A 13,980-nucleotide genomic window follows, 5' to 3' on the forward strand; every position below is an offset into this window, starting at 1 on the left:
CTTATGACCTCCTACGGTCCTTGCGTGCACGTACTCGCACGGCTTGGTAAGGTTTTCCCGGCAGCTTTAGCCCGAAAGCCGCATTGGCCTGGTTCGAGACCTTTGCGCCGCCACTCACCCGTTGCGGATGAACGCGCGGCAAGTCGGCTCTTGGTAGAGATGTGACCGTCATGTTCCAAACGTCGATGAGATCGATCTCCCAGTCGCCGTCCTCTTCGGGCAGCCCTTCCGCAAATTCCCTGGGCTGATGCTCCGAGAAATAGATGATGCGGACGTCCGCATCCTGAACACCGGAGATCCGTACGTGGAAGCTCTCGCTTAAGCCTGTAAGCGGCTCGAACCCGTTCTTTACATCCTCGAGGAATATCTGGCGTGCGAAGGCAATCCTTGCTGGCGCCTCTCCTTTGAGCACTCCGCCCTTGGACCACCAAAGCTCATCTTCGGCGTTGAGATAACTCTCGCCATGGCCGATATAGCCGCCACGGCTGAGCGTACACCAGTACCGATCGACCAAGCTCTTGGCGTCGATGTTTCCCCAAAGCTTGGGTATATCGCCCTCGTACTCTGGTTCATCATTGACGACGGGTTTGCCGTAGGCGTCTCGCCACTGCTCGGTCTTCCGAACATCCCAATTCTGAATGCAGACGTGGGTTACCCAAGGCTTGCGGTGGTCGTAGTTCTTGTCGGCGGCTCCATTGTGAATCGATTTGAGGTGACGGAGCGGATCCCCCTCCTCGATAAGCTGGAAGAAGCGGTCCCAAAGGCCCATGGGCTTTTGATCAAGGAGGAAATCATACTCGTTGGCGAGGGACCACCAGACATTCCGGTAACTTGAAAGTCGAGCAACCACATATCTAAGATAACGAAGGTCCTGCTCCTCCGTCATGGTACAATAGCCCCACCGGTCATATGGGTGGAACAAGATAACATCCGCTTCGATGCCGAGTTCGCTCAAGCGGCCTACCTGTCTCTCGAAGTGTCTGAAGCACTCGAAATTGGGCCGGTCCATATCGTGGGTGCCGTCCACCGTTCGCTCGAACACGTGGTGCAGTGGTTCGTTGGTGTTGTAGATGTAGTCTTTGGGGAAAATGCCCATCCGAATCTTGTTGAATGGACTACTAGAGAGGGTCTGAAGCGTTTTCTCCTGCAACTCGGCAGTTTGATGTGTCCACGCATAGCAAGTTGTGCCGAACGGTAGAAATGGCGTCTCATCAGCGTAGGCGAAGTGAAATTGGTTGCGGGCTCGGACCGGACCGTGCACCCCAGCACGCGGCGGCACCGCAACAAAGCCTCCCACTAAACCATCCAGTTCAACGGCGTTCGAATGTAACTCGAACTTCCATTCGCCTTCGACGTCAGGGCAGAAACGCACCACGTACTTGCCGTTGCCATCGTAGAACCCCCAGACTCGAACGAGACGATTGCCAAGGGAGAAGGTTGCTTCCAGCTGCACATCAAGATAGGGATTTCCCTCGGCGGGCCCGCGGGCAACCGTCTCGAAAACGTCCCACACCGGAACCGTGGGGGCTGAGTGCTTTTGCGAGATCAATGGCTTATCCCTTCACGGCGCCGGACGTGAGCCCGCTGACGAAGTAGCGCTGGAAGATCATGTAGACGAGTATCGCTGGAAACACGGTCATCACGATGGCTGAATTGAGTTGGGCATAATCACGCGAGAACTGCCCCTGGAAGGACATCAGCCCGAGTGGAAGCGTCCACATCTTTGGGTCCTGCAAAAGGACCAACGCCATTCCAAACTCGTTCCAGGTAGAAACAAAATCAAGGATAAGTAAGGCAGCAAGCACTGGCAGGGAGATCGGTAAGAAAATTCTGCGGAAGACTGTGAAGTGGGATGCACCATCTATCAAGGCAGCCTCGGAAATCTCCTTCGGCACAGCCCTGAAGAAGCCGTGCAGGATGAAGACCTGGTACGGCACACCAAACGCGAGATACGCAAGGATCACCCCAGGGTAGCTGTTGATGAGGCCCAATCCGTTCACCAGCGTGAAGATCGGCGCCAGCATCACCTGGAACGGGATCATCGCGCCAAAGAGTACGAAGACGAGGAGGAACTTGCCGATACGCCCCAGATCGATGCGAGCTAGGGCATAGGCCGCCATGGCTGAGATTACGAGACCCAACGGCACCTTGATCAGAGTGATAATGAAGCTGTTGCGGAAAGTGGTCGAGAAGTTACCCCGCTCCCATGCACCCGCGAAGTTCTCGAAGCGCATGGTCTCCGGCGGTGCGAAGGCCGACGTGGACATGATCTCGGGATTGGTCTTGAGAGCCGTGAAAACGATGAAGACGAAGGGCGCCACCCAAATTAGGGCCACCGAGACCAGAACGATCCAGAGCACGATGAGAAGTGGGTCGCGACGCTTGGCGGGAGCTTCCGCATCCTCCAGGCTGGAGATGATCGAGGTCATCGCGAAGCCTCCTCACGTCGCTGGGACCAGCGAAGGTATGGGATGATGACAGCCAACGTAATAAGAAGAAGGATCACCGAAATGGCCGAGCCCCTCCCGAAGTTGAAGATCTGCATGGATTGCGTGAACGCCCAAAGTGCCAACATCTGCGTGGACTGAGCGGGGCCGCCCCCTGTCATGCCATAGACGATGTCGAAGGCTTTCAGCGAGGAGATGGTCGAAAGCACCAGTACGATGGTGATCGTCGTCATGAGAGCCGGCAGTGTCACGTGGACGAAGCCCTGCCAACGGTTGCATCCATCAATGCGTGCCGCTTCCACCAGGGAGCGGTCAACGTTCTGCAGTCCTGCCAGAAACAGGACCATCGAAAATCCGACATGCTGCCAAGTGTAGGCAACGAACATGGAATAGAGCGCGACTTTGCGGTCGCCCAGCCAGTCCTGAATCAATCCTGTCATTCCCCAGGAGGTCAAGATCTGATTGAAGAGCCCGAAGAACGGATCGTACATCCACCGCCACATCGTTGCGACCGCAATGGGAGCAACAATGACTGGCAAGTAGTAGATGGCTCGAAGCGGGACCCGACCGAACAGGTTTTCATTCAAACCAAGGGCAAGCAGCAGTCCGAGCACCGGCGGAAAGATTACGGACATGACGGTCCAGATCACCGTGTTCCTGAAGGCTGCCCAGAAAACGGGATCTTCCGTGAAGATGCGTCGGTAGTTCTCGACACCGATCCATGCTCGGTCGGCCGACAGCCCGTCCCAACTTTGAAAGCTCAGGAAGATCACCTCGATGATGGGCCAGATGGCGAAAGTGGCGTAGACGAGTATAGCCGGACCCATGAGCATGGCGGCCTGCGTCCGAGGCGAACTGAACAGCTTAGGTGATGTCATTTGGAAGTCCGATGGTACGGGGTCCACAGCAAAGGATTGCCGCAGACCCCAGACGCAAGCATCAAAGCTCAGCCGCGGTTGCCGATGAAGGTCTGCATGGCAGCGGCAGCGGCATCCGCCTCCATGTTGCCTGACGCGACTTCATTGATCACGCGGAAGTACTCGGTTGTGACGTCTAGCGGGAAAGCCTGATCCCCGTTGACGAAGGTACCGGTCGCGCCTTCGAAAAGAGCCAACCAGTCTCGATACATAGCTGGCGCATCCTCGGCAACCTGAACGTTGGTGTTCACGGACAACGCGCCAAACGAGCCTTTGATTTGGTCCTGTAACTCGTCCGACGTAAAGAAATCCAAGAACTCTGCAGCTAGATCTGGATTGTCTGCCTTGGAGGAGATGTACCAATATTCAGCGAAACCATAAAGTCGGCCAGTTCCAGTCGGCAGTTTGAACACGCCAAAGTCGTTTACATCCGAAGTGTTCTCGGCGAGCTGATTCACGAACCAATCGCCCTGCAGTGCCATCGCCGCACGGCCGGCATAATACAGCTGGTTTGACTGAGGCTCATCAATGCCCATGAAAGGCGAGAGAATATAGTTCTCCCCCCATTTTTTCATTTCGGCGAACGCTTCCGTGGCACATGGCGTCGAGCTCCAGTCTGCCTCCATGCTCGTCAATGCGTCATGGGTCTCCGCACCGCACTTCGCTTCAAGCAGCATGTCCATAAGCCGCATCACATGCCAATTGACGGTTCCACCGAACGTGATAGGAGCAATGCCTGCCTGCTTTAGCTTCTCAGCAACTTCGACCAACTCGTCGTATGTGGTTGGCGGCGCCGTTATCCCCGCTTTCTCGAAGAGATCCTTGTTGTAATAAATGCCTTCACCCGAGAACCGGAACGGGATACCGTGCTTGCCTTCAGCAAAAGCACTATTGAATGCAAGGGACGGAGCCGACAGGCGCTCTTCCCAGCCGTACTGATCATAGTACTTGGACATGTCTCTACTCAGACCTGCCTTAACGTACTCGCCGCCCAGCCCCAGCCCAGCCCAGCTCATGTAAATGTCCGGTCCGGTATTAGATCCAGCCGCCACCCGCAGTGACGTTTTGTGCTCGTCAGTACCCCGCATCACGATCTCAACGTCGACACCCGGGTGCGAGGCCTCGAATGTTTCTTCAATGCTCTTGAGAGCATTCACCTGCTTTTCAGCCTGGTAGCTGATCGTCCAAATAGTCAGCCGCTGGTCCTGCGCGTACGCGGCACCTGCTAAGCAGGTCAGTGCGGTGCTAAGCGCGAGCGCTCGTACAAATTTAGCCATGTTGCATTCCTCCCGGAGGTATTGACCCCTCGACGAAGGAACATGCAAGCACACCAAACGAATGTCAAATAGTTTCGATTTTTGCGCAATTCCGCGGTATAAGTGCGAGATGTTCAGTCGGTCACACGGCAGATGTTCTCGACCAACAAACTATTTCTCTCAACCAGGCCACTGTCGACGAGCCGCTGCACTCCTGGGCAGTGACTGAGCGCTCCCAAGTTAACGGATCACCGGCATAGCCAAGAAGGCGTAGTTATTGCGCCCGTGCCGCGCTGCCGGCGCCGGTGCCTGAGGAGGTGCAATTGGTCGAGGAAGCCATTTACCTAAGCCCAAAGCTGACTATCCATAAAACGGGTCCGCTCCGGCGACCAGGTTGGAGCTCGGGCAGGGCTTAGGTTCTTACTCCGTTGGAGCGCCCCTATTGTGCAATTAGAACATGCACGCCGCGCTTCTCGAATTGGGCACGATCTTCGTCCGAGATGCCTTCGTCTGTGATCAAAGTGTTGACCAGTTCGACGCCACCCAGGGCCGAGAAGGATACCTTTCCGATCTTAGTCGAATCGGCCAGCAAATAGACCTGCGAAGCTGCTTTGATCATCGCCCGCTTGACGTAGATGTCCCCGATTGCGGGATAGGTCAGCCCCACATCGAAGGACACGCCCGCCGTCGCGAGAAACAGCTTCTGCGCATATATCCCTACGAAGAACTCCACGGACTTCTCACCGCTTAGCGACAGCGTCGGTGCCTTGAACTGCCCAGCTGGCATATGAACCGTGTTGGTGGGAATCGCACCCAAGATCAGCGCTATGTTTAGGGCATTGGTGATGATGTTGAGATCGTGCCGCGACTTCAGATTCTCGGCGAACTGGGTCGTTGTTGTTCCCGAGTCTATTATCAGAGTATCACTGTCCGACACCAGTGCTGCTGCCGCGACACCAATAGCGCGCTTCCTGTCCATGTTCTGAACATGCTGCAAAGTCATGGATTGAACCTGCTGAGGAACGGATTTCAGGTATGCGCCTCCATGCTCTCGGGTGATGAAGCCATCTCGGTCCAGCCTCTCCAGGTCTTGGCGGATTGTCGCCTCGGAAACGCCGAACGCGGCCGAGAGGTCCCGCACGCGTGCGCTGCCCTCTTCCTGCAGCCACTCAAGGATGCGCATGCGTCGGGGCTCAGCCAACAATTGCGGCCGACTGCCTGCTTGGACATCTCCTTTACCTTTGTGGCCTGCGTCGATTTTTGGCACCTATTAGCCTCCTTGGCGGTACAGCCATCATAGCGTTAGATCATGCAGAGCAGTGCTAGTTACAATACGTTTGAACAGCCAAAAGCAGCACAAAGCACATTAAGATCGCCACAATCGAAAGGCAAAACGAAAGAAATCGAGGATTTTGTCATTGCACGACCGCAATCCGAACGATAGTGATTGAACTAGAAGGGGCTTCAAGCAACCCGCTCCACGTACCGCCTGAGAGGCTGCCTTGCTATCACCCACTACGCCGCTCACGAATGATCTCGTAGGCGCCATTGCGCAAAGGGCCCTGTGGATTCGTCGCCGCAGCTTCCAGATGGTCTATGAAGCCCAGCTCGGTCACCCCGGCGGCGACTTCAGCGCCACCGACATCCTGGCCACGCTCTACTTCGGCATTATGCGCTACGATCCCAAGTCGCCCCGAGACCCCGGCCGCGACCGTTTCGTCATGAGCAAGGGCCATTGCACCGGCGCCTTCTACTCCGTCCTCGCAGCAGCCGGCTACTTCCCCCAAGCCGACCTTTCCACCTACATGCAGCCGCTCTCCAAGCTGAACGGCCATCCCAACCGCAATTATTTGCCGGGCGTTGAAACCAACACTGGCCCCCTGGGTCATGGCCTGCCCGTCGCGACCGGCATTGCCATCGCCGGCCAGATCGATGGTGCCGACTACCGCACATTCGTGCTGACCGGCGACGGCGAACTCCAGGAAGGCAGCAATTGGGAATCGGCGCTCACCGCCGCCCACCGCAAGCTCGAAAACCTGACGCTGATCGTTGACCGCAACCGCCTGCAACAGGGCGCCGGCACCGAGGAAACCGCATCGCTTGATCCGCTCGACGACAAATGGCGCGCCTTTGGCTGGCATGTGGAAGTGGTCGACGGCCACGACTACCGGCAGTTGCTCGACGTGCTGTCGGCCTCACCCAAGGGCCGCGCCAAACCGCTTTGCGTGATCGCCAACACGTTCAAGGGCAAGGGCGTAAGCTTCATGCACGACAACGTCTCTTGGCATCATGGCGTGCCCACGAAAGAACAATACGAACAAGCCTTAGTGGAGCTGGTCTGATGAGTGCTGCCCCTTCCAAGAAAGATGGCTACTTCGATTGCCGCGACAGCTTTGCCGCTACCATCGAGGCACTGGCAGAAGCCGATCCGCGCATCGTCACAGTCGTCAGCGACAGCGTCGGCTCCTCCAAGCTGGGCGGCTTCCGCAAGAAGTTTCCCGAGCGCATGGTCAATGTCGGCATTGCCGAGCAGACCCTGGTCGCCGTCGGCGCGGGCCTTGCCAATGGCGGCAAGATACCGTTTGTTTCCGCCGCCTCGTGCTTCATCACCGGGCGGGCAATGGAACAGGTCAAGGCGGATATCGCCTATAGCAATGTCAACGTGAAGCTGATCGGGCAGTCGAGCGGCGTCGCTTACGGCGAACTCGGCCCGACGCACCACTCCATAGAAGATCTCGCCTGGCTGCGCCTTTTCAACAATCTCCAGCTCATCGTACCCGCCGATCCTTGGCAGACCGCCGAAGCCATCAAGGCCGCAGCAGCCTTTGATGGCCCGGTTTTTGTTCGCGTCAGCCGCATGGCCGTTCCCGCGCTGGAGCGCCCGGCTGGTGCACGCTTCGAGATCGGGAAGGCGGAGACGCTACTGGACGGTCACGACGCGGCCATTATCGCCAACGGCACCACGGTGCACCGGGCCGTCGCCGCAGCCAGAACCCTTGCTGCCGAAGGCATTTCCACCCGCGTGGTCAACATGGCAACGGTAAACCCGCTCGACGAAACCGCCATCGCCGAGGCCGCCGCCACCGGCGCTATTGTTACAGTGGAAGAGCATTCCGTCCGTGGCGGGCTTGGCGGCGCAGTCGCCGAGATCGTTTCCACCACCAATCCGGTCCCCATGCGCATCCTGGGCTTCCCGGGCTTTGTGCCCACCGGCTCGGCCGAATGGCTGTTCGACCATTTTGGACTGAACGAAGCCGGCATCGCGGATGCCGTTCGCCAGACGGTCGCGCGCAAGAAATGACGGGCGAGTTGATCCTCGCCATAGACCAGGGCACCACCAACACCAAGGCCCTCCTGGTGGACGCCACCGGCCAAGTGCTGCACCAGGCGTCTGTGCCAAACATCGTGACCTATCCTCAGCCCGGCTGGGCCGAGCAATCCGCTACCGGGCTGGTTGAAGGCGTCGACCAAGTCATTGCAGAGGTCATCGCCAAAGCTGGTGACCCTTCTATTGCGGCGATCGGTATCTCCAACCAGCGCGAGTCTATCATCGTCTGGGACGCTGCAACGGGCGAACCCATCGGCCCCTGCATCATTTGGCAATGCCGCCGATCAGCTCCGACCTGCGAGGCGTTGCAGGCCGCCGGGCATGCGGAGACGATCGAGTCAAAGACCGGACTGTCGCTCGATCCCCTGTTTCCGGCGGGCAAGATCGGCTGGTTGCTCGACAATGTGCCCGACGCCCGCAGACGCGCCGAGAAGGGCAAGCTCCGCGCCGGTACCGTCGATAGCTGGCTCCTCTGGAACCTTTCGGGCGGCGCAGTCCACGCCACTGATCATTCCAACGCCTCGCGCACCCAGCTCTTCAATACCCAGACCCTGCAATGGGACGCCGAGCTGTGCGACCTCTTTGGCGTGCCACTTCCGCTGCTCCCCGAGGTGCGCTCCTCTAATGCACAGTTCGGCTTTCTCGCCGCGGGGGCCACCGCTCTCCCAGCCGGCGTTCCCATACAAGCCATGATCGGGGACTCCCACGCAGCCCTCTTCGGCCACGGCGTGCGCACACCAGGCACGGCCAAGGCCACCTATGGCACGGGCACCTCGCTGATGGCGCTGACGCCCGGCCGCCTCAGCTCGCACCATGGGATTTCCAGCACCATCGCCTGGAGCCTGGACGGCGCCGTCCAACACGCGCTCGAAGGCAATATCTCCGTTTCCGGTCAGGCTGCCGCGTTTGCGGCCGAGCTCTTGGGGATCGGCGACGCCGCCGCGCTGTCGGCGCTCGCCCAAACCGTTCCCGACAGCAATGGCGTGGTCTTTGTGCCGGCCCTGGTGGGCCTTGGCGCCCCCTACTGGCGCGCCGACGCCCGCGGCACCATCACCGGCCTGACCCTTGGCACCAAGCCCGCGCACCTCGCCCGTGCCGCCCTTGAAGCCATCGCCTTCCAGGTCCGCGATGTTTATGCCGCCATGGAAGCTGACATGGGCTCTCCTTTGGGCGAATTGCGGGCGGATGGCGGCGCTTCCCGCAATGCAGTCCTGATGCAGTTTCAGGCCGACATTCTGGGTCGGCCGGTTGTCGCCGCTGCCGCTCCCGAAGTCAGCGCACTGGGTGCCGCTGCCCTCGCCTTCTCGGCCCTCGGCATTGCTCTGCCTGGCGTGCCCGCCGCCGCGCAGTTCGCCCCGGACATAGCCCCCGACACACGCGCGACCCATCTCTGCCGCTGGCACGCAGCCATTGGACAGACGCTGGCGACCGGCAAAACCAATCAACAAAATCCCGGAGGAACCCAATGACCACGCCCCGCTTTGGAGCAGGCATCTGGCACTTTGCCACCTATCTCGATCGCTACGCCACCGACGGCTACGGCACGCCGCGCAACATCATCGAGGCCATCGATCTGGCCGGCCAGGTCAAGGACCTGTCCGTCGTCGACCTCAACTGGCCCTATTTCGGCGGCGAATTCTCCGACACGCAGATCAAGGCGGCGCTCGATCGCAACAATCTCGGCGTCATCGGCATAACCCCGGAGATCTACACCCGCGACTTCGTCAAGGGCGCCTTCACCAATCCCGACGCCGGCATCCGCCGCAAGGCCCACGAGTTGATCACCGCGGCCTGCGATGTCGTGCGCTTCCACAAGGCCGACTATGTCAAACTCTGGCCCGGCCAGGACGGCTGGGACTATCCATTCCAAGTTGATTACTCAACCCAGTGGCAGCGCTCGCTCGACGGCGTTGGCCAGCTCGCAAGTGAAAACCCGGACCTCAAATTCGTCATCGAATACAAACCGCGCGAACCCCGCGTGCGCATGAGCTTTGGCTCTGTCGCCCGCACCATCCTTGGCATCGAAAAGATCGGCCTGCCAAACGTCGGCATTCTCCTCGATTTCGGCCACGCCATCATGGGCGGCGAATCTGCGGCTGACTCAGCCCAGCTCGCGATAGATCACGGCCGACTTTTCGGTATGGACGTAAATGACAACTACCGCTCCTGGGATGACGACCTCGTGGCTGGCAGCCTCCATCCCATAGAACTCTTTGAGTTCTTCTATGTGCTCAAGAAAAACAACTGGAACGGCGTCTGGCAGCTTGACCAGTTCCCCTTCCGCGAAGACAGCGTTGCCACGGCAACCCATGCAATCGATTTTCTCAAGGCTGCCGCACGGGGCCTCGATCGCCTCGACACGGATGCGCTGCAGGAAGCCCAAAGCCGCCATGATGCCATCGGGGCGCTCAAGATCGCGCAGAAGGCCCTGTTCAGCGCAATGGGAGAGCAGTGATGAGCAATCTTCCCTTCAACAAGCGTGCGCGTCTTATTCTCAACACCGATGCCAAGAACGAGGCCGACGACCAGTTCACCATCGTTCATGCCCTATTGACCCCCACTTTTGATTTCCATGGCATCATCGCGGCTCATTTTGGCGATCATCGCTCCAAGACATCGATGCAGGACAGCCGGATCGAGATTGATCATCTCCTGGAGCTCATGAACCTTTCTGGCCGCATCCCGGTCGCTGATGGCGCTGCCAAAGCCCTGCCCGACGAGAACACGCCGGTGCCCTCCCCCGGCGCCCAGCTCATTATTGATCAGGCCATGCGCGATGACGACCGCCCGCTCTATGTTGCCTTCCTTGGACCGCTGACCGACATGGCCTCGGCCCTGCTCATGGAACCACGCCTTAACGAACGCCAAGTAATCTGCGTCTGGATTGGCGGCGGCGTTTGGCCCTCAGGGGGCCGCGAGTTCAATTTGATGAACGACATCGCTGCGGCAAATGTCGTCATGCGCTCCAAAATACAAGTCTGGCAGATCCCCTCCACCGTTTATCGCATGATGGCCGTCAGCTATGCCGAGTTGCAGGAGCGCTGCGAGGACAAAGGAGCTGTCGGCAAATACCTCGTTGACCAGTTGATCGAGTGGAATCTGCGCGTGCACCAAGGGCCGATCGAGCACCGCTCGCTTGGCGACACGCCTGCCCTTTCCGTCATTCTCAACCCAATGGGTGGCGTGTCAGAATGGCGGCCAGCGCCTGAGTTCTCGCCCCAGATGCACTACATCCACAACGGCCAGAACCGTCCGATCAAGGTCTACGACACCATCGACGTGCGCTATATCCTTGAGGACTTCTACGCCAAGCTCGCCCGCTTTAACCGGGGCGTTCAGGGCTTAGCGAATTTCGGCTAATGCGATGCCACTTCCAGTATGGGCGACGTGCCGGTGTCACCATCAAACGTTCCGCGCACCATTCAACGAGGATGGTGGCTCCTGCTACCGGCACCTGGAAGCACACTCGTCAGATCCGTCTGACGAGCCCCTGCCGGCAAAACACGTAAACGCACGCGCTTGGTTTTCTTAGGTATAGTGCGGAGGAAGCTCGAGCTCACGCCTCCATCGTCCCGCTCGAGGTCGAACTGAAGGCGTCGTTCAGCTCCTGTCGAAGTGATAACATGGAAGGACAAAGGCGGCGCAACAAACCACTGTTCTTCTGGTCGCGAGCTACGAGTACGAAGCCACTATTTGCCATCACCCACCCGAGGTTGGGCCAAGATTGATGTCGAGCAGGGCGGGCATTGGGCTGCATCCCGCCAGAACAATGAACCGATCGGCTTCTATGTCAGCGCTGCCATCGACTGACCAGACTAAATCCTGAACAAGGTCCTCAATTGTCATTGCAATGAAGGTTCGTCTTCTACGACGATATGGTTTTTGGGCGTCTGATGCATACAGAAGCGGACAGTTCGGCAGCGCCCGATCGAGGAGCAAAAGAACACACAGCAGCAGCCAGCCGGCGATTCATGTTTGAGATCCGCAACCCTCGGCACAACGTCTGCTATTAGGAAAGCGAAAGCCCCTTTAAACGACGGAAATGGGGTCGACAGCAGTCCCCTCCCCCGTTTCGCCAATGGGGTGGCTACCGCGCGGAGGCAGTGGCGAAAGCTGCCCTTCACCTACGCTGAGATTTTCGCCCTGGTTATTGAACCTAGGCGGGTCCACGAAATCCCCGACAGCGCCGATGCTCAGGCCGTCAATAAATGGCGGGACGATTTCCACGGTGGACTCTTACCGCCCCGTATCAACCACCTTCGGCGCGCCGCCTGCAATTCCACAAAATGACCAGAGCTAGTTGCGCCGCCCACTGGTACTGACCAAAGGCGATTGGGACGCTCAAGTTATGTGGTTTTTGTTGATGTAAATCAAGACCAATGTGGGCGGGTACGCTAATTGAGAACACAGTTCTCCTGCTTCCAGGTGGCCGGCGATTGCCCGCCCCAGATATCCAATGGTTGATCGAGTTGTTTATGTCTACACAGCACATCAGCAGATTGTTCTATTCGAAAAAATTAGCCGACGAAAAGGCGAATTCCCCCCGGGGGCCGCGAACAAAAGGCTGCAAGATATGACTTCTTCTTCCGATCCAGTGCCGGACGATGCCACCGTCCTGCAGTCGAGGTTTCCCACCGCCTATTCCATCCTGTTCGGTTTCATCGTGCTGGTCGCAGCGCTGACGTGGATCATCCCAGCCGGGCAATATGAGCGGGTGGAGAACGAGGCGGTGGGTCGGACGGTCGCTGTAGCCGGTACATATACTGAGGTGCCGCCCAATCCGCAGGGTTTTCTCGACGCTATGCTCGCCCCCGTAGCCGGCTTCTATAACCCCGACAGCTATGCCGCCAACGCTATCGACGTGGCTTTGTTCGTGCTGTTCCTGGGCGGTTTCCTCGGCGTCGTGAATGCCACGGGTGCCATTGACACTGGTATCCGTGCGGCCATGACGAAGCTGCAGGGGCACGAAATCTGGATGATCCCGATCCTGATGTGCCTCTTCGCGCTTGGCGGCACCACCTTCGGTATGGCCGAAGAAACGCTGCCGTTCTATGCAATCCTGATCCCCGCAATGATCGCTGCGCGTTATGACGCCGTCACCGGGGTCGCCGTAATCCTGATCGGCGCAGGCATCGGCGTACTCGGGTCGACCATCAACCCCTTCGCCACGGTCATCGGATCAGACGCGGCGGGGATCCCGTTTACCGACGGCATCGCGCTGCGTGTGGTGCTGCTAATCGGCGGGTTGGTGATATGTATCGCCTATGTCATGCGCTACGCCAGGCGTGTGCAGGCCGATCCCACCCGCTCCGTCGTCGCGCATCAGGCTGCGGCGTACCGTCGTCTCTTTTTGGCTGACGGAGAGGAGGCCGAAAACAAGCTAAGCACCACGCAGAGCATCGTCCTGGTCGTGTTTGCCCTCACCTTTGCGGTAATGATCTGGGGAGTCTCCTCACAGGATTGGTGGATGGCGCAGATGAGCGCGCTTTTCATTGGCGCCGCAATCGTCACAGGCATCATCGCCCGGCTAGGCGAAAAGCGGCTGACCGGAAGCTTCGTCGACGGCGCGCGAGATCTGCTGGGCGTCGCATTGGTGATCGGGCTGGCCCGCGGCATCGTGGTGATCATGGAAAACGGCCGGATCGCCGACACCATTCTGCACGCTGCCGAAAGCTCGCTTGGAAGTCTGGACAAACTCGCCTTCATCAATCTTATTTTCTGGATCGAGGTCGGGATGAGTTTCTTCGTGCCGTCTTCATCCGGTCTCGCCGTGCTGTCGATGCCAATTCTGGCACCGCTGGCGGACTTTGACGGAGTCGACCGCGCCCTCGTCGTCACTGCTTATCAATCCGCCAACGGCCTCGTTAACCTCATCAACCCCACTTTCGCGGTGGTCATCGGAGGGCTTGCCATGGCGCGAGTGCCTTATGACCGCTGGCTCGTCTTCATCTGGCCTCTACTCCCGATCTTGGCCGTGTTCATCTCGGCGGCACTCAGCGTAGCCGCCATCCTCTGACTTCGGGGCTGTAAGG

General features: G+C 58.7%; 11 protein-coding genes. 6 read left to right on the forward strand and 5 right to left on the reverse strand.

Translation table 11 applies throughout. From position 1 onward, the window contains the following. Position 1: 1 nt before the first annotated feature. From ELX51_RS16090 to ELX51_RS16110, 5 genes are all read right to left on the reverse strand, one after another. A complete protein-coding gene (locus ELX51_RS16090; RefSeq protein WP_127755337.1) occupies positions 2 to 1,513 on the reverse strand; it encodes a DUF5060 domain-containing protein in 1,512 nt (503 codons plus the stop codon). A 40-nt stretch (positions 1,514 to 1,553) separates the two neighbouring features. Next, positions 1,554 to 2,429 carry a carbohydrate ABC transporter permease gene (locus ELX51_RS16095; protein ID WP_127754470.1) on the reverse strand — a complete coding sequence of 292 codons (876 nt, stop codon included), beginning with the start codon at positions 2,427 to 2,429 and terminating at the stop codon, positions 1,554 to 1,556. Beyond that, entirely contained in the window at positions 2,426 to 3,325 is a 900-nt protein-coding gene (locus ELX51_RS16100) for a sugar ABC transporter permease (RefSeq protein ID WP_127754471.1), read from the reverse strand. The genes ELX51_RS16095 and ELX51_RS16100 overlap by 4 nt, the downstream gene beginning before the upstream one ends. Before the next feature lie 68 nt (positions 3,326 to 3,393). After that, positions 3,394 to 4,641, reverse strand: a complete 1,248-nt coding sequence (locus ELX51_RS16105; protein WP_127754472.1) for an extracellular solute-binding protein — start codon at positions 4,639 to 4,641, stop codon at positions 3,394 to 3,396. A 418-nt stretch (positions 4,642 to 5,059) separates the two neighbouring features. Then, positions 5,060 to 5,887, reverse strand: coding sequence for a DeoR/GlpR family DNA-binding transcription regulator (locus tag ELX51_RS16110; protein WP_248305150.1), 828 nt, complete (start codon positions 5,885 to 5,887; stop codon positions 5,060 to 5,062). A 235-nt stretch (positions 5,888 to 6,122) separates the two neighbouring features. On the opposite strand from ELX51_RS16110, the gene ELX51_RS16115 reads away from it, so the two are divergent. The 6 genes from ELX51_RS16115 to ELX51_RS16140 all read left to right on the forward strand — a co-directional run bounded on the left by ELX51_RS16115 (position 6,123) and on the right by ELX51_RS16140 (position 13,964). Next, positions 6,123 to 6,962, forward strand: a complete 840-nt coding sequence (locus tag ELX51_RS16115; RefSeq protein ID WP_348983121.1) for a transketolase — start codon at positions 6,123 to 6,125, stop codon at positions 6,960 to 6,962. After that, positions 6,962 to 7,921 (forward strand): transketolase C-terminal domain-containing protein, encoded by a 960-nt coding sequence (locus ELX51_RS16120; protein ID WP_127754473.1) that lies wholly within the window; start codon positions 6,962 to 6,964, stop codon positions 7,919 to 7,921. Before ELX51_RS16115 ends, ELX51_RS16120 begins: the two co-directional genes overlap by 1 nt. Further along, on the forward strand, positions 7,918 to 9,417 hold the full coding sequence (gene glpK / locus ELX51_RS16125) for a glycerol kinase GlpK (RefSeq protein ID WP_164854898.1): 1,500 nt from the start codon (positions 7,918 to 7,920) through the stop codon (positions 9,415 to 9,417). The genes ELX51_RS16120 and glpK overlap by 4 nt, the downstream gene beginning before the upstream one ends. After that, positions 9,414 to 10,403 carry a TIM barrel protein gene (locus ELX51_RS16130; RefSeq protein WP_127754475.1) on the forward strand — a complete coding sequence of 330 codons (990 nt, stop codon included), beginning with the start codon at positions 9,414 to 9,416 and terminating at the stop codon, positions 10,401 to 10,403. Before glpK ends, ELX51_RS16130 begins: the two co-directional genes overlap by 4 nt. Further along, positions 10,403 to 11,308 (forward strand): nucleoside hydrolase, encoded by a 906-nt coding sequence (locus tag ELX51_RS16135; RefSeq protein WP_127754476.1) that lies wholly within the window; start codon positions 10,403 to 10,405, stop codon positions 11,306 to 11,308. The genes ELX51_RS16130 and ELX51_RS16135 overlap by 1 nt, the downstream gene beginning before the upstream one ends. A 1,096-nt stretch (positions 11,309 to 12,404) precedes the next feature. After that, positions 12,405 to 13,964, forward strand: coding sequence for a YfcC family protein (locus tag ELX51_RS16140; protein ID WP_348983122.1), 1,560 nt, complete (start codon positions 12,405 to 12,407; stop codon positions 13,962 to 13,964). The last annotated feature ends 16 nt before the right edge of the window (positions 13,965 to 13,980 follow it).

The organism is Devosia sp. 1566 (genome assembly GCF_004005995.1).
Lineage (GTDB): Bacteria > Pseudomonadota > Alphaproteobacteria > Rhizobiales > Devosiaceae > Devosia.